This is a genomic window from Rhizobium sp. MHM7A, from assembly GCF_005862215.1.
GTDB classification, from domain to species: Bacteria; Pseudomonadota; Alphaproteobacteria; order Rhizobiales; family Rhizobiaceae; genus Rhizobium; species Rhizobium bangladeshense.
On record NZ_VCHT01000011.1, the window covers coordinates 125,572 to 141,491 of the forward strand.

At 61.7% G+C, this 15,920-nt stretch carries 15 protein-coding genes; 10 read left to right on the top strand and 5 right to left on the bottom strand.

What is annotated here, in order from left to right:
- Positions 1 to 28: 28 nt before the first annotated feature.
- Complete coding sequence (locus FFR93_RS28795) at positions 29 to 886, bottom strand: SDR family oxidoreductase (protein WP_064707146.1); 858 nt, start codon at positions 884 to 886, stop codon at positions 29 to 31.
- Positions 887 to 1,032: 146 nt separating this feature from the next.
- On the opposite strand from FFR93_RS28795, the gene FFR93_RS28800 reads away from it, so the two are divergent.
- Positions 1,033 to 1,872 carry an IclR family transcriptional regulator gene (locus FFR93_RS28800; RefSeq protein WP_138395660.1) on the top strand — a complete coding sequence of 280 codons (840 nt, stop codon included), beginning with the start codon at positions 1,033 to 1,035 and terminating at the stop codon, positions 1,870 to 1,872.
- A gap of 19 nt (positions 1,873 to 1,891) precedes the next feature.
- On the opposite strand, the gene FFR93_RS28805 is transcribed toward FFR93_RS28800, so the two are convergent.
- Positions 1,892 to 3,100: an amidohydrolase/deacetylase family metallohydrolase gene (locus tag FFR93_RS28805; RefSeq protein WP_138395661.1), complete on the bottom strand. Its 1,209-nt coding sequence runs from the start codon at positions 3,098 to 3,100 to the stop codon at positions 1,892 to 1,894.
- 241 nt (positions 3,101 to 3,341) lie between these two features.
- On the bottom strand, positions 3,342 to 4,208 hold the full coding sequence (locus tag FFR93_RS28810) for a sigma-70 family RNA polymerase sigma factor (protein WP_138395662.1): 867 nt from the start codon (positions 4,206 to 4,208) through the stop codon (positions 3,342 to 3,344).
- Positions 4,209 to 4,316: 108 nt separating this feature from the next.
- On the opposite strand from FFR93_RS28810, the gene FFR93_RS28815 reads away from it, so the two are divergent.
- Positions 4,317 to 4,775 (top strand): carboxymuconolactone decarboxylase family protein, encoded by a 459-nt coding sequence (locus tag FFR93_RS28815; RefSeq protein WP_138395663.1) that lies wholly within the window; start codon positions 4,317 to 4,319, stop codon positions 4,773 to 4,775.
- A 66-nt stretch (positions 4,776 to 4,841) separates the two neighbouring features.
- Here the strand turns inward: FFR93_RS28815 and rhaI are convergent, their stop codons facing one another.
- Positions 4,842 to 6,134, bottom strand: coding sequence for an L-rhamnose catabolism isomerase (gene rhaI, locus FFR93_RS28820; RefSeq protein ID WP_138395664.1), 1,293 nt, complete (start codon positions 6,132 to 6,134; stop codon positions 4,842 to 4,844).
- 79 nt (positions 6,135 to 6,213) lie between these two features.
- Between rhaI and FFR93_RS28825 the strand changes: the two genes are divergently transcribed.
- A complete protein-coding gene (locus FFR93_RS28825; RefSeq protein ID WP_003547831.1) occupies positions 6,214 to 6,372 on the top strand; it encodes a YqaE/Pmp3 family membrane protein in 159 nt (52 codons plus the stop codon).
- 47 nt (positions 6,373 to 6,419) lie between these two features.
- Here FFR93_RS28825 and FFR93_RS28830 read toward each other — a convergent pair whose 3' ends face one another.
- The gene (locus FFR93_RS28830; RefSeq protein ID WP_138395665.1) at positions 6,420 to 8,516 is read right to left on the bottom strand and encodes a bifunctional rhamnulose-1-phosphate aldolase/short-chain dehydrogenase; all 2,097 of its coding nucleotides are present in this window, start codon (positions 8,514 to 8,516) and stop codon (positions 6,420 to 6,422) included.
- A gap of 199 nt (positions 8,517 to 8,715) precedes the next feature.
- Between FFR93_RS28830 and FFR93_RS28835 the strand changes: the two genes are divergently transcribed.
- From FFR93_RS28835 to FFR93_RS28865, 7 genes are all read left to right on the top strand, one after another.
- Positions 8,716 to 9,528 (top strand): DeoR/GlpR family DNA-binding transcription regulator, encoded by an 813-nt coding sequence (locus tag FFR93_RS28835; RefSeq protein ID WP_097588436.1) that lies wholly within the window; start codon positions 8,716 to 8,718, stop codon positions 9,526 to 9,528.
- A gap of 47 nt (positions 9,529 to 9,575) precedes the next feature.
- Positions 9,576 to 10,571, top strand: a complete 996-nt coding sequence (rhaS, locus tag FFR93_RS28840; protein ID WP_064707154.1) for a rhamnose ABC transporter substrate-binding protein — start codon at positions 9,576 to 9,578, stop codon at positions 10,569 to 10,571.
- A gap of 70 nt (positions 10,572 to 10,641) precedes the next feature.
- Positions 10,642 to 12,177 carry a sugar ABC transporter ATP-binding protein gene (locus FFR93_RS28845; protein WP_138395666.1) on the top strand — a complete coding sequence of 512 codons (1,536 nt, stop codon included), beginning with the start codon at positions 10,642 to 10,644 and terminating at the stop codon, positions 12,175 to 12,177.
- 10 nt (positions 12,178 to 12,187) lie between these two features.
- Complete coding sequence (locus FFR93_RS28850; protein ID WP_064707462.1) at positions 12,188 to 13,189, top strand: ABC transporter permease; 1,002 nt, start codon at positions 12,188 to 12,190, stop codon at positions 13,187 to 13,189.
- On the top strand, positions 13,186 to 14,193 hold the full coding sequence (locus tag FFR93_RS28855; RefSeq protein WP_138395667.1) for an ABC transporter permease: 1,008 nt from the start codon (positions 13,186 to 13,188) through the stop codon (positions 14,191 to 14,193). Before FFR93_RS28850 ends, FFR93_RS28855 begins: the two co-directional genes overlap by 4 nt.
- Complete coding sequence (gene rhaM / locus FFR93_RS28860; RefSeq protein WP_064707157.1) at positions 14,190 to 14,510, top strand: L-rhamnose mutarotase; 321 nt, start codon at positions 14,190 to 14,192, stop codon at positions 14,508 to 14,510. Before FFR93_RS28855 ends, rhaM begins: the two co-directional genes overlap by 4 nt.
- Positions 14,507 to 15,886, top strand: a complete 1,380-nt coding sequence (locus FFR93_RS28865; protein ID WP_138395668.1) for an FGGY-family carbohydrate kinase — start codon at positions 14,507 to 14,509, stop codon at positions 15,884 to 15,886. Before rhaM ends, FFR93_RS28865 begins: the two co-directional genes overlap by 4 nt.
- Positions 15,887 to 15,920 lie beyond the last annotated feature (34 nt).

Sequence of the window (15,920 nt, forward strand, 5' to 3'; positions counted from 1 at the left end):
CGGAACCGCCAATTCCGGGCGACATTCACTAAAGGATCGGCTTGCCGCCTGTGACCGCGATTGTCGTGCCGGAGACATAGCTCGACAAGGGATCGGCCAGCATGACATAGGCTGTGGCCAGCTCGGCCGGCTGGCCTGGCCGTTTCATCGGCACCTGCTTGCCGAAATTGCTGACGCTGTCTTCGGGAAGCGTCGAGGGGATGAGCGGCGTCCAGATGGGGCCTGGGGCCACGGCATTGGCGCGAATGCCCTTTTCGGCCAGAAGCTGGGCCAGACCGGCGGTGAAATTCTGAATCGCGCCCTTCGTCGTTGCATAGGCAAGCAGCGTCGGGTTCGGATTGTCCGAATTGATCGAGGCCGTATTGATGATGGCGCTGCCGGGCTTCATATGGGCGACGGCAGCCTTGGTGAGATAGAACATGGCGTGGATATTGACCTTGAAGGTCAGTTCCCATTCCTCGTCGCTGATCTCATCGATGCTCTTGAAGCTTGCCTGATGCGCGGCGTTGTTGACGAGAATGTCGATGCCACCGAGCTCCTTGACCGCCGTCTCGACGATCTGCCGGCAATGGGCGGGATCCTGAATATCGCCGCTGACGAGCACGGCCTTGCGGCCGGCCTGTTCGACGAGCCGCTTCGTCTCGTCGGCATCCTCATCCTCGTCGAGATAGGAGATCAACAGATCGGCGCCTTCCCGGGCATAGGCGATCGCCACAGCCCGGCCGATGCCGCTATCGCCGCCGGTAATGATCGCCCGCTTGCCCTTGAGCCGCTCGGATCCGCGGTAGCTTTTCTCGCCGTGATCGGGAACCGGATCCATTTGCGCCGTGAAGCCAGGCATCGGCTGTTTCTGGGATGGGAAAGGGGGTGTTGGATAATTCGTCATCGTAGCCTCCTGAGTTGAGGGACAAACTCAGGCTGCGGCTCGTTGTTCCAGCCAGATTCCATGCAGCCACCTACAAAATGTTGGGATTTGCCACAGCGCCCGCTGTCCCATAATAATGTAATATGGTCGCAGTGTTCATGAGGTGCATGGAATTGGACGGAAAGACATCGCCCGCAGTTTACTCCGAAGATGACAGCCTTGCCGGCGAGGTCGGCGGCAAGGGCGCGCGCCGCGCGCGCGTCAGCGGCATCGACCGCGCCCTTCAGGTGATCGATCATCTCTACGAGACGGGATCGCCCGCCGGCGTCTATGCCATCGCCAAGGCGGTGAAGGCGCCGCTTTCGACCGTCTACGTCATCGTCGACGACCTCGTCGAAAAGAATATGCTGACACGCCAGGCGGACGGCTCGATCTGGCTTGGCGCCCGGCTCTACCATTACGGCCTTGCCTATGCCCGGTCGCTGGATTTCATGAGCATCGCCACCCACGAAATGCATGACCTCTGTCGGCAGGCAGGCGAAACCGTGCAGGTTTGCGGCCGCGACGGCGATTACATGCTGGTGCTTGCCATGGCCGATGGCCCGAGCCACTTCCAGGTGGCCTCTCGCGTCGGCACCCGGGTGCCGCTCAACTGGACGGCGTCGGGCCGCCTGCTCGTCGGCCACCTGCCCGAGGAAGAGCGCATCGAGCTTTTCAAGCGCTGTGCCCGCTCGTCGCCGACCGGCCGCGCCGAGATCGATCCGCGCACCCTCTCGGAAGCAGCCGGCAAGGCCTTCGAGTCGCGCCTGTCGATCCAGGCAGGCGAATCCGACTATGCGGTCGCCTGCATCGCCTCGCCGATCTGCGATCGCGACGGTCAGTGCGTCGCCACGATTTCGATCGTGCTGCCGGAGCAGAAGGCGTTTTCCGACGAAAACCACTATACGGCGCATGTGCGCAGTTCGGCGGAGCGGATCGAAAAACTGATGGGCTGGCGCAACCGATGACGCCTGCCGTTAGCCCGATCTATCTGTAGGAATAGCCGTGGCTGTGACGCACAAGCTTGCGCGCCCGCGGCACATAACGGCTGGCGGCGAAGGCCTCGGCACCCATTACAGCATAGCGCGGTTCGAACAGCTTGCTAAGGACGGAGATGTCGCCATTGGAATCCGTCGCTTCGAGCTCGGAGTCGACGAGGTCGAAAATGGTAAACTCGGCTTGCGCGCCGACGGAAAGCCGGCCCTCCATCGGCAGCTTGATGATGGAGGCTGGCGCGTGGGTGACGGCTTCCACGACCTTTTCGAAGGGCATGCCGACGCTCAGCAGCTTCGACATCGTCGTCGCCAGATCCCAGACCGGAAAGTTCATCGAATGTCCGTGCAGGTCCGTCGAGATCGAGAACGGCAGAAGCCCGCGCGCGATCGCCGCTTCGGCGACCTTGAAGGAGAAGGAAGCGCCGCCATGGCCGATGTCGAGGCGGATGCCTTCCGACGCGCAGCGCTCGGCGAGATTGAAGAGATCCTCGTCCTCCATGATGCTCGAGCCGGCCTTGCCGTTGAAGCAGTGGGTGACGACGTCGCCGGGGCCGAGAATTTCGAGCACTTCGTCATAAAGCGCCGGCGGTTCGCCGACATGCACCATCATCGGCACCTTCAGGATCTTGGCGATCTTCTTGCCGAGTTTGACAGGAGTGACGCCCCAGGAGCCGGTGATGACGTGGCTGGCGCGTACCTTGATGCCGACGATGTGCTCGCTGTTTTCGGCATAGACCTCAAGGATTCTGTCGAGATCGATATCCCTTATATCCCTGAGTTCGGCGACGCGGTTGCAGGCGACGAGACCGATCGAGCCGAGGTTCAGGAAGGCCTTGATACGCTCGCGCGAGGGCTCGATGATATATTCGCGGAAGCCGTGGAAATTCGCCTCGCCGGCCGAACCGGCATCGACCAGAGTGGTGACGCCGCGCTCGAGACCGCATTCGGAGGGGCGGATGGAGATATCGGTGCCGCCATGCCAGATATGCACGTGCAGGTCGATCCAGCCCGGCGAGACGAAAGCACCCTTGCCGTCGATGCGTGTTGCCTCCTCGGAGACCACAATTGACGGACCGATCTCGGCGATCCTGCCATCGGGATCGACGAGAATGTCGATCGGCCCCTCGCCTGAACCGACGCCGAAAGCGATCGGCCTGACGTTGGTGAGGAGAAGCGGCTTCTTCGCCTGTTCGCCGGACATGTGATGCTATCCTTTCGAAGACGCGGGAACCTGTCTGCAGGTTATCATGGAAGGTGATAGGGAGGCCGTGGATGGAGCCTCACCCTACAATTGGTCAATTCCACAACTGTGATAGATAAAGCTTTATAATAGAATAAAGGCAGCAGCCTCGCTGTCAAGGAGTGTGACACCGGCTTGCCGATCAGCAGCCGGCAACCGGCGCTCGCTTCGCAATAGCTTAGTTTCGAAGATCGGCGCCCACTCAGTCGTCAAGGACCGAAAATTCGATCTGTTCCAGGTGATCCGGATCGGCGACGGCGTCGATTGCGGCAATCCGGCCCTCTTCGATCGTCAGCGACACCGCCACGCGAACTTGGCCTCCGACGAGCACGACAAAGCCGAGCTCACCCTCGACGATGGCCATTTGAGCCGCCTGCGCCCGGCCCTTGAAGGCTTCGGCCACGGCGGTCGCGCCGCGTATTGCGCCGATGCCGTATCGGGCAGCCGTCGCATCCGGCCGGAAGACGACGTCTGGGGCGAGCACCGCAACCAGCGCCCCCAGATCGCCGTTGCGCGACGCCGTCAGAAAGGCCTCCGCGATCGTCCGCTTGCGGCCGAGGTCTACCTCCGGCGCTTCGCCCGTGCCCTGCACGCGGCGGCGGGCGCGGCTTGCGAGCTGCCGGGTGGCGGCGGACGAACGGCCGATGATCGGAGCGATCTCGTCGAAGGGCAGATCGAACATGTCGTGCAGCACGAAGGCGACGCGCTCGGCAGGCGCCAGAGTTTGCAGCACGACGAGCAGCGCCAGACCGACCGAATCGGCAAAGGCGGCTTCCCGCTCCGGGTCCTTGGCGGGATCGACAATCGCCGCGTGCACAGGCATTTCCAGCGGCTCCTCGCGCCGGCTCTTGCGGGCGCGCAGCATGTCGAGGCAGATGCGCGCCACCACGGTCGTGAGCCAGCCTCCGAGATTGTCGATCCCTGTCGTGTCGGTGCGGTTGAGGCGCAGCCATGCCTCCTGAACGGCATCCTCCGCCTCGCTGCGCGAACCGAGCATACGGTAGGCCGCCGCCCTCAAATGCGACCGGTTCGCCTCGAATTCGTCCGCCAGCCATCTTTTCTCGTCCACTTGTCACATTCCTCCGCTGGGTTGCGTCAAGGCCATGACGAATGAAATCCGGCCGGTGTGACAGGGCCGGCGGATCGTCGAACACGAAACGCATCAAGGAGACATATCATGCAGGAGAGAATGGGAAATCCCGCCCTTGTCCTTCCCGCGGCCATGCAGGCGCTCAATGCACTCGGCAAGGTACCGGCCGAAGCAGGCCTTTCGCCAAAGCTGCTCGAGCTCGTCAATCTGCGCGCCAGCCAGATCAACGGCTGCAGCGTCTGCATCGATGGCCATTGGCGCATTGCCCGCAAACACGGCGAGAGCGATGAGCGTCTCTTTGCCATCGCTGGCTGGCGCGATGCCCCCTACTATAGCGATGCCGAGCGGGCAGCCCTCGCCTTGACCGAGGCGGTGACTCGCGCCAGCGACCGCGCCGACCCCGTGCCTGACGAAATCTGGGACGAGGCGACCCGGCATTATGACGGCCGGAGCCTTGCAGCTCTCGTCATCGCCATCGCGAATATCAATGTGTGGAACCGGCTGAACATCGCCACCCGCCAGATTGCCGGCGCCTGGAAACCGTAGAGTTCGGTAGCCGGCAGCGCTTTAGCCAGCGCTGCCGTCAGCAATGCTTTCACCCGGGCGGGCAGCTCAGATGATGCCGCCGCCACCGGCAACCGACGCCGGACGCTCGTCCGACACCTTCTTGCGGTAGCCGCTGGCGCGATAGGCGGCGATCGGGTCGATTGCGCCGCCGGCCCGGCGGCGCGCTTCGGCAAGGATTGGCTCCACATCGGCGCGATAGGCGCGCTTCAGCGTTTCCGACGCCATCAGCGCGTCATTGTCGTGCTGGTAACCCTCGAGCGCCTTACGGTCGACGAGGAGCGCCTGCGCATAGGCGCGGCGGATTTCGTTGGAGCTATTGATCAGGCTCTCGATCGGGTCGGTGACATTGTGCGACTGGTCGATCATATGGGCCGGGTTGAAGTCGTTGACACCGCGCTGCTCGGCATCGACCAGCTCGTTGAAGACGAGGAACAGCCGGTAGGGATCGATCACGCCGGCATCTAGATCGTCGTCGCCATATTTCGAATCGTTGAAGTGGAAACCGCCGAGCTTGCCGAATTGGATCAGGCGGGCAACGATCATCTCAATATTGGTATTCGGCGCATGGTGGCCGAGATCGACGAGGCAATATGCCTTCGGGCCAAGCGTCTGGGCGATCAGGTAATTGGTGCCCCAATCCTGAACGATCGTCGAATAGAAGGCCGGCTCATACATCTTGTGCTCGGAGAAGAGCTTCCAATCGTCGGGCAAGGCTTTGTAAATGTCAGCCATCGAGGCGAGGTAACGCTCGAACGCCTTGGTGAAATTGCTCTGGCCGGGGAAGTTCGAACCGTCGCCGATCCAGACCGTCAGCGCCTTGGAGCCGATCGTCTTGCCGATCTCGATGCATTCGAGATTGTGCTCGACCGCCTGTGCCCTGGTTGCCGCATCGGTGTGACTGAGCGAGCCGTATTTGTAGGAATGGGCCTGGCCCGGCGCGTCGGAAAAGGTGTTCGAATTCATTGCGTCGAAGCCGAGGCCGAGCGCATCGCCCTTGGCCTTCAACTCTCGTGCATCCGCCTTGTCCCAGGGAATATGCAGAGAGACATTCGGCGTTGCCTGGGTCAACTGATTGATGACGGCGCAATCGTCGAGCTTGTCGAAGATGCCGCGCGGTTCTCCGGTGCCGGGAAAGCGGGCAAAGCGCGTGCCTCCAGTCCCCACGCCCCAGGAAGGAACCGCGACGAAGAACTCAGCCACCTTGCCGGTGACAGTTTCGATATCGACGCCGCGGCGCGCAAGCGTCGCACCCAGTGCTTCGTAATCGGCTTTCAGCGCCGCTGTCCGTTTTTCATTTTCCGTCGCCACCAGATCCGGCGCAATCCTGAATTCAGCCATTGTTTCCTCCCACGTCGCGAACCATAGAACGGTGGTCTGCGTTCTAACCCTTACATGTCTTCAAAACTCAGGAGCTACGATGGACGTCGTCCGCATTCTTCTTGCGATCATCCTGCCGCCCCTTGGCGTATTTCTGCAGGTCGGGATCGGCCTGCATTTCTGGCTCAACATATTGCTGACGCTTTGCGGCTATGTGCCTGGGATCATCCACGCAATATGGGTGATCCTGAGGAAGTAGCTGCCCGTTTGCTTTGACGCAAACCGCTGCACTATTGCTGAACTGCTCTAGCGCGTGAAGCTCTGGACATTGCCGGCATCGACATTGATGATATTGCCGGTCGATTTGGCCGAAAGATCAGACGCCAGGAAATATACCGCCTCGGCAATATCTTCCGGGAACACGTTGAGCTTCAGCATCGACCGCTTGCGGTAATGTTCCTCCAGCTCGTCGACCTCGATCTTCGAGGAGGCCGCACGCTGTTCGCGCCACTCGCCGCTCCATATCTTGGAACCGCGCAGAACGGCATCCGGGTTGACCGTGTTGACACGGATGCCGACATCGGCTCCTTCCAGCGCCAGGCAACGGGCGAGATGGATTTCTGCGGCCTTCGCCGTGCAATAGGCGGAAGCGTTCGGTGACGCGGCGAGACCGTTCTTCGATGCGATGAAGACGACGTTGCCGCCGAGCGCCTGACGACGGAACAGGCGGAAAGCTTCACGCGAGACTAGGAAATAACCGGTCGCCAGAATGTCGATGTTGCGGTTCCACGTCGACAGCTCGGTCGTTTCGATCGGCGCCGAGGAGGCAATACCTGCATTCGAGACGAGGATATCGACGCCGCCGAATTCGACGCAGGATTCGGCAAAGGAAGCGATAACGGCATCCTCCTTGGTGACGTCGAGCTTCACCGTGCGCACGGCGTCCGCGCCGTACTTCTTCACGAATTCGGATTCGGTCGATTCAAGCGCTGCCTGATCGATATCGGCAAGCACCACGCAAGCGCCTTCCCCGACCAGGCGCGCGGCCGTCGCCCGGCCGATGCCGCCGGCGCCACCGGTGACGAAGGCGACCTTGCCGGCAAGGCTCTTCGGCTTTGGCATGCGCTGCAGCTTGGCCTCTTCGAGCAGCCAATATTCGATATCGAAGGCTTCCTGCTCCGGCAGGCCCTGATATTCCGAGACCGTCGAGGCGCCGCGCATGACGTTGATGGCATTGACGTAGAATTCGCTGGCGATACGGGCAGTCGCCTTGTCGCGGGCAAAGGACAGCATGCCGACGCCGGGAACAAGGAAGATGACGGGATTGGCGTCGCGCATGGCGGGCGAATTGTCATGCTTGCAGTCGTTATAATAGCGGGCGTAGTCGGCGCGGTAATCTTCCAGCGCCTTGTCGAGACCGGCAACGATCGCATCGACATCCGGCTTGGCGGGATCGAATTCGACGATCAGCGGACGGATCTTGGTGCGCAGGAAGTGGTCCGGGCAGCTGGTGCCGAGCGCGCCGAGCGGGCGCAAGCTCTTCGAATTGACGAAGTCCAGAACCGCATCCTGATCGTCGAAATGGCCAAGTTTGCGCTCCTGCTTGCCGATACGGCCGCGAATCTCGGGCATCAGCCGGGCGGCGATGGCGCGGCGTTCGGCAACCGGCAGGCTCTGAACGGCCGCGCCGCCGAAAATCGTCTTGCCCTCGGTCTGGCCGGCGAACCATTCGATCGCCTTATTGATGATATCGAGCGTCAGCTCGTAGCAAGCCTTGGCGTCGTTTGCCCAGGTGAAGAGGCCGTGACTTTCGAGCACGACGCCCTTGGCGTTGGGGTTGGCCTTAACGAAGGCTTCCAGATCGAGGCCGAGCTGGAAGCCCGGACGGCGCCATGGCAGCCAGCCGATCTCGTCGCCGAAGATCCGTTTCGTCAGTTCCCGGGAATTCTCCGACGCGGCGATCGCGATGATCGCATCGGGATGCATGTGGTCGACATGGGTGAAAGGCACGAAACCGTGCAGCGGCGTGTCGATCGAGGCGGCGCGAGCGTTCAGGTTGAAGGTGCAGTGCGGCAGGAAACCGACCATGCGGTCCTCGTCCGCGACGCCCTTGTAGATGCCCTTCAGCGCTTCCAGCTTGTCCTGGTAGAGCGTCGCGAAACCGTCGAGACTGATGGTGCCGACATCGCCGCCCGAGCCCTTGACCCAGAGAACCTTAACTTTCTCGCCGGTCAGCGGATCGGTTTCCATCACCTTGGCCGAAGTGTTGCCGCCGCCGTAATTGGTGATGCGCTTGTCGGCGCCGAGCAGATTGGAGCGATAGAGCAGCTTGCCCGGTTCGTCGAGGCCTGCCGCGTAACCATCATCCCACCGGTTTTCCAGAAGCCGGACGTTCGCCGCCATGTCATCCTCCCATGAAATCGTCATCGGGTCGCGAGGGTTCGCGCCCTTTTCGTCGACCGGTATCGCTCATCAAAACGGAGTTTGTCAATCGAAAACGATCAAATTCGATTATTGTGCAGCGCAATATGAAAATTTATGATCGTTTGTGATTGACAGCTTTTAATGGATAAGAAATAAATATGACAAGAGGAGGAGCCCAATGCACGAACGCGAACGTCATCGCATCATCTTAAGCGCCGTTCAGGAAAAGTCCGTCGTCACGATCCAGGATATTTCCGAGCTGACGGAAGCTTCCGAGGCGACAATCCGGCGTGATATTGCGGCTCTTCACGTGCAGGGCAAGATCCGCCGCGTCCGCGGCGGCGCCGAAGCGGTGCATCCGCCGCAGCTCGGCAACCTGGCTGGCCGACCCTTCCGGGTTTCAGAATCGGTCAATATCGATAAAAAGCGTGCAATTGCGCGCGCCGCGGTCGATCTCTGCGAGGCCGGCGACGCCATCATCATCAATGGCGGCACGACGACCTTCCAGATGGTGCATTATATGGCCGGCCATCGCATGCAGGTCATGACCAATTCTTTCGCCATCGCCGAACATCTGGTGAAGCATTCGAAGAATACGGTGACGGTGCCCGGCGGCGCGATCTATCGCGAGCAGAGTCTCATCCTGTCGCCTTTCGACAATGATGCGATCCGCAACTTTTATGCGCGACGCATGTTCATCGGTGCGCAGGGCGTCGGCCCGCTCGGCATCATGGAGGCGGATGCCCTCATAATCCAGAGCGAGCAGAAGCTGATGCACCAGGCCGACGAACTGGTGGTCATGGTCGATTCAAGCAAATTCAATCGCCGGTCGAGCCTCATTCTCTGCGCGCTCGACCGCGTTTCTGTGGTCATCACCGATGACGGCATCTCGGAAGAGGCGGCTCGCATGGTCGAGAATGCCGGCGTCCGGCTCATCGTCGCCAGCCCGGTGGCCCAGCTTGTGAAGGAGGATTCCTCGTCGGTCGCCTGAGGCGCCGCCGAGGTGTGGAAGTCTAATCTTAACGGGAGGAAAGTGACATGAAACTCGCAAAGACACTTGCGCTCGGCGTAGCGCTCGCGGTCGCCATGATGGCCGGCACCGCAAGCGCCAAGGACATCAAGATCGGCCTCGTCGTCAAGTCGCTCGGCAACGGCTTCTTCGACGCCGCCAACAAGGGCGCACAGGAAGCCGCCAAGGAACTCGGCGGCGTGGAGGTGATCTATACCGGTCCGACGTCTACGACGGCCGAAGGCCAGATCGAAGTCATCAACTCGCTGATCGCCCAGGGGGTTGATGCCATCGCCGTTTCGGCCAACGATCCCGACGCGCTCGTTCCGGCCCTGAAGAAGGCCACCCAGCGCGGCATCAAGGTGATCTCCTGGGACTCCGGCGTGGCACCCGAAGGCCGCATCCTGCAGCTCAACCCGTCCTCCAACGAGCTGATCGGCAAGATGTGCCTGACGCTCGCCAAGAATCACCTCGAAGGCGGCAAGGGCGACTTCGCCATCCTTTCGGCGACCACAACCTCGACCAACCAGAACATCTGGATCGACCAGATGAAGAAGCAGCTCAAAGACTTTCCGGGCCTCAACCTCGTCACCACGGTCTACGGCGACGACCTCTCCGATAAGTCCTATCGCGAAGCCGAAGGCTTGCTGAAGTCGAACCCGAACGTCAAGGTCATCGTCGCTCCGACGACCGTCGGCGTTCTGGCCGCCTCCAAGGTCGTCGAGGACAAGGGCCTTGTCGGCAAGGTCTACGTCACCGGTCTCGGCCTGCCGTCGGAAATGGCCGGCGCGATCAAGTCGGGCGCCACGAAGGAATTCGCCATCTGGAACCCCATCGACCTCGGTTACTCCGCAACCCAGATCGCCTATCGCCTCGTCAAGGGCGAAACCGATGGCAAGCCGGGCAGCGAAATCGAAGCCGGCCGCATGGGTAAGATCAAGGTCGGCGAAAACGGCGAAGCCGCCATGGCCGATCCCTTCGTCTATAATGCCTCGAACATCGACCAGTTCTCCAAGGTCTTCTGATCTGGAGCACAAAAAGAGCCCGGCGGCTGCGCGGCCGCCGGGATTCCCATTCGACACTGGTAGAAATCTGATGAACGCCGCCTTTCAACAACCCATCACGGACAGCAATACCGGCGATGCGCCCGCCATTCTGGAAATGCGCGGCATCTCGCAGATCTTTCCCGGGGTGAAGGCGCTCGACAATGTCAGCATCGCGCTTCACCCGGGCACGGTGACGGCGCTGATCGGCGAAAACGGCGCCGGCAAATCCACCCTGGTCAAGATCCTGACCGGTATCTACAGACCGAACGAAGGCGAGATCCTCGTCGATGGTCAGCCGACGAGCTTTGCCAGCGCCCAGGCCGCCATCGATGCCGGAGTTACCGCCATCCACCAGGAAACCGTACTTTTCGACGAGCTGACGGTCGCCGAGAACATTTTCCTCGGCCACGCGCCGCGCACGCGCTTTCGCACCATCGACTGGCAGACGATGAACAGCCGCTCGAAGGCGTTGCTGACCGCGCTCGAAAGCAATATCGATCCCACCATCCGGCTGAAGGACCTGTCGATCGCGCAGCGCCATTTGGTGGCGATTGCGCGCGCTTTGTCGATAGAAGCCCGCATCGTCATCATGGACGAGCCGACGGCCGCCCTTTCCCGCAAGGAGATCGACGATCTCTTCCGCATCGTCCGAGGGCTGAAGGAACAGGGAAAGGCGATCCTCTTCATCAGCCACAAGTTCGATGAGCTTTACGAAATCGCCGACGATTTCGTCGTCTTCCGTGACGGCCGCGCCGTCGGTCGGGGCAAGCTCAAGGAAACGCCGCAGGACGAGATCGTCCGCATGATGGTCGGCCGCGACGTCGAGAACGTCTTTCCGAAGATCGAGGTCGCCATCGGCGGCCCGGTGCTTGAAGTCGAAAAATACAGCCACCGCACCGAATTCCGCGATATCTCGCTGACGCTGCGCAAGGGCGAGATCCTCGGCATTTACGGCCTGATCGGCGCCGGACGTTCGGAGCTCGCGCAATCGCTGTTCGGCATCACCAAGCCGCTCTCCGGCAGGTTGACGCTTGAGGGCCGGGAAATTTCGATCCATTCGCCGCATGATGCCATTAAGGCCGGCATCGTCTACGTGCCGGAAGAACGCGGCCGCCACGGCCTGGCGCTGCCGATGCCGATCTATCAGAACATGACGTTGCCGTCGCTGGCGCGCACCTCGCGCAAGGGCTTTCTGCAGGCAGCGGAAGAATTCGCGCTCGCCCGCAAATATGCCGAGCGGCTGGATCTGCGCGCCGCCGCGCTCTCCGTGCCGGTCGGCACGCTGTCGGGCGGCAACCAGCAGAAGGTGGTCATCGGCAAGTGGCTCGCCACCATGCCCAAGGTCATTATCCTCGATGAGCCGACCAAGGGCATCGACATCGGCTCGAAGGCCGCCGTGCATGGCTTCATCAGCGAGCTTGCCGCAGAGGGCCTTTCTATCATCATGATCTCTTCCGAACTGCCTGAGATCATCGGCATGTCGGACCGTGTGCTGGTCATGAAGGAAGGCCTGTCGGCCGGGCTGTTCGAGCGCGATCAGCTTTCGCCGGAAGCGCTGGTGCGCGCGGCGACCGGAAATGCATGAGGTGATGGGCATGGCCAGACTGATCAGAAAGCGTGAAACCCTGCTCTTTGCCATCATCGTCGTGATGATTGCCGTCTTCTCGACGCGGGCCGCCGATTTCGCCACGCCGGACAATCTCGCCGGCATCTTCAACGACACGGCGATCCTCATCATTCTGGCGCTTGCCCAGATGACGGTCATTCTGACGAAATCGATCGATCTTTCGGTGGCCGCCAACCTTGCCTTTACCGGCATGGCGATTGCGATGATGAATGCCGCATTTCCGGGCCTGCCATTGATCGTGCTAATCCTTGCCGCGGTCCTGATCGGCGCGGCTCTCGGCAGCATCAACGGTTTCCTCGTCTGGCGCCTTGAAATCCCGCCGATCGTCGTCACCCTCGGCACACTCACCATCTATCGCGGCATGGCTTTCGTGCTGTCGGGCGGCGCCTGGGTGAACGCCCACCAGATGACGCCGACCTTCCTCTCCGTCCCCCGCACGCCTATCCTCGGCCTTCCGGTGCTGAGCTGGGTTGCGATTATCATCGTCGCGCTGATGTACATGCTGCTGCGCTACAGCCAGTTCGGCCGCTCGGCCTATGCGACCGGCGGCAATCCGACGGCTGCCGTCTATGCGGGCATCGATACCGGCCGCACGAAATTCCTTGCTTTCGTGCTGTCGGGCGCTCTTGCCGGCCTTTCCAGCTATCTCTGGGTATCGCGTTACGCCGTCGCCTATGTCGATATCGCCAACGGCTTCGAGCTCGACAGCGTCGCGGCCTGCGTCATCGGCGGCATTTCTATTGCCGGCGGCGTCGGCTCGGTCGCCGGCACGGTGCTCGGCGCGCTCTTCCTCGGCGTCATCAAGAACGCTTTGCCGGTGATCGGCATTTCACCCTTTACGCAGATGGCGATCTCCGGAACCGTCATCATTCTCGCCGTCGCCTTCAACGCCCGGCGTGAGCGCAACCGGGGGCGCATCATCCTGCGCGACCGCGCCGCAGCCGAAATCAGAACGGAGGCCGCAGCATGAGCACCCTGTCCAAGCGCGAAAAGCGCGTCATTCCCGACCGCCTCGGCACGCCCTTCCGCCGCATCGTCGCAAGTTGGGAAGTGCTGCTCTTCGGTGTCGCGGTCCTGATCTTCATCTTCAACTCCCTGGCCTCGCCCTATTTCCTCGATGCCTGGAACCTGTCGGACGCCACCTTCAACTTCACCGAAAAGGCGATGATCGCCTTCGCCATGGCGCTGCTCGTCATATCAGGCGAGATCGACCTTTCGGTCGCCGCCATCATCGCGCTTGCCTCGACGGCGATGGGCGCGGCGGCGCAGGCCGGCATCGGTGCGCCGGGCCTGGTGCTGATCGGCATCGGCACCGGCCTTGCCTGCGGCATCTTCAACGGTCTGCTGGTATCGGTGCTGAAGCTGCCGTCGATCGTCGTCACCATTGGCACGATGAGCCTGTTCCGCGGCATTTCCTACATCGTGCTCGGCGACCAGGCTTACGGCAAATATCCCGCCGACTTCGCCTATTTCGGTCAGGGTTATGTCGTCTGGGTGTTCTCGTTCGAATTTGTACTCTTCATCGTGCTGGCGATCCTTTTCGCCATCCTGCTGCATGCGACGAATTTCGGCCGTCAGGTCTATGCGATCGGCAATAATGATTTCGCCGCCCGCTTCTCCGGCATCCCGGTCGAGCGCGTCAAATTCATTCTCTTCCTGCTGACCGGCGTCATGAGCGGCATTGCCGCCGTCTGCCTGACCTCTCGCCTCGGCTCGACCCGGCCTTCGATCGCCCAAGGCTGGGAACTCGAAGTTGTCACCATGGTCGTTCTCGGCGGCATCTCGATCCTCGGCGGCTCCGGCACCATCGGCGGCGTCGTCATCGCCGCCTTCGTCATGGGCCTCGTCACCTTCGGACTCGGTCTCTTGAACGTGCCGGGCATCGTCATGTCGATCTTCATCGGCCTGCTTCTCATCATCACCATTGCCATCCCGATTATGGCCCGCCGCATCAAGCTCATGAGCTCCCGATGACCCTGGAAAAACACGCCTTCAAGATGCAGCTCAATCCCGGCATGGAAGCCGAATATCGCAAGCGCCACGACGAGATCTGGCCGGAACTGGTCGATCTCCTGCACCAGTCGGGCGCCAGCGACTATTCCATCCATCTCGACCGCGAGACCAATACGCTCTTCGGCGTTCTGACGCGGCCGAATGACCACACGATGGCGAGCCTGCCGGAGCATCCGGTGATGAAGAAATGGTGGGCCTATATGGCCGACATCATGGCCACCAATCCGGATAATTCGCCAGTTCAGAGTGACCTCGTCACCGTCTTTCATATGCCATGACCGCCAGTTCCTTCGGCCGCATCGCCGTTCTCGACATCGGCAAGACCAATGCCAAAGTCGTCGTCCTCGACAGCGGAACCGGCGCCGAAGCCGCAGTTCTGAAGCGGCCGAACATTGCGGTTAAAACCGGCCCCTATCCGCATTACGACATAGAGGCGCTCTGGGCCTTCGCTCTCGATGCGCTGAAGAGCCTGGCGCGGGACCCCGGCTTCGACGCCATTTCGATCACGACGCATGGCGCCGCAGCCGCACTGCTCGACCGGAATGGCGCGCTCGCCATGCCCGTGATCGATTACGAGCACGAATATCCGGAGGCAATCCGCGATGCGTATACGGCGTTGCGCCCCTCCTTCGCGGAAACCTTCTCGCCGCGCCTGCCGATGGGCCTCAATCTCGGCGCGCAGCTGCACTATCAGAAGAGCGTCTTTCCGGAGCAGTTTGCCGCGGTCGAGACCGTTCTCACCTATGCCCAATATTGGGCGGCGCGATTGACCGGCGTGGCCGCCAATGAACTGACGTCGCTCGGCTGCCATACCGATCTCTGGAACCCGAAAAGCGGCACCTACTCTTCGCTCGTCGACCGGCTCGGCATCCGCGCGCAGATGGCGCCGATCCGCTCAGCCTTCGATGCGCTCGGCCCTGTTCTGCCCGCAATCGCCGCCGGGCTCGGCCTTTCCGCGCCCGTGCCGGTTTATTGCGGCATCCACGATTCCAACGCATCGCTGCTGCCGCATCTGGTCCGTCGCGAGGCGCCCTTCGCCGTCGTCTCCACAGGCACCTGGGTGATCAATTTCGGCGTCGGCGGCGATCTCGATCATCTTGATCCGAGCCGCGACACGCTTGCCAATGTCGACGCCTATGGCCGCGCCGTTCCCTCATCGCGTTTCATGGGCGGGCGGGAATTCGAGATTCTTTCCGCCGAGATCGGTCCGGTGGACGACGAAGCCGCATGGGCAGCCATCGGTGCGGTGCTTAGCAAGGATATGATGCTGCTGCCCAACGTCGCCCCGGGCTCCGGACCCTTTCCGGGAAAGTCATGCCGTTGGATCGGCATGGAAGGAGCAGGCCGGGAGGCGCGCCATGCCGCAGCCTGCCTCTATCTGGCGCTGATGACGGATGCTTGCCTCGGATTGATCGGCGCCAAGGGCCCTATTGTCGTCGAAGGGCCTTTTGCGCTGAACGAGCCCTATCTGAAACTCCTTGCCGGGCTTGCGGGCCGCGAGGTCATGGCCCTCCCCGGCACAACCGGGACCAGCCAGGGTGCCGCACTGCTTGCCGGCATCCGGCCGGTGCCCGGTGCGCAGAGGCACTTTGCACCGATCGATATCCCCGGCCTGAGAGGCTATCGCGGTCTTTGGTACAAGGCAATGGAATAGGGGCTTTTCCCGAAACGGCACTTGTTCGCTCCGG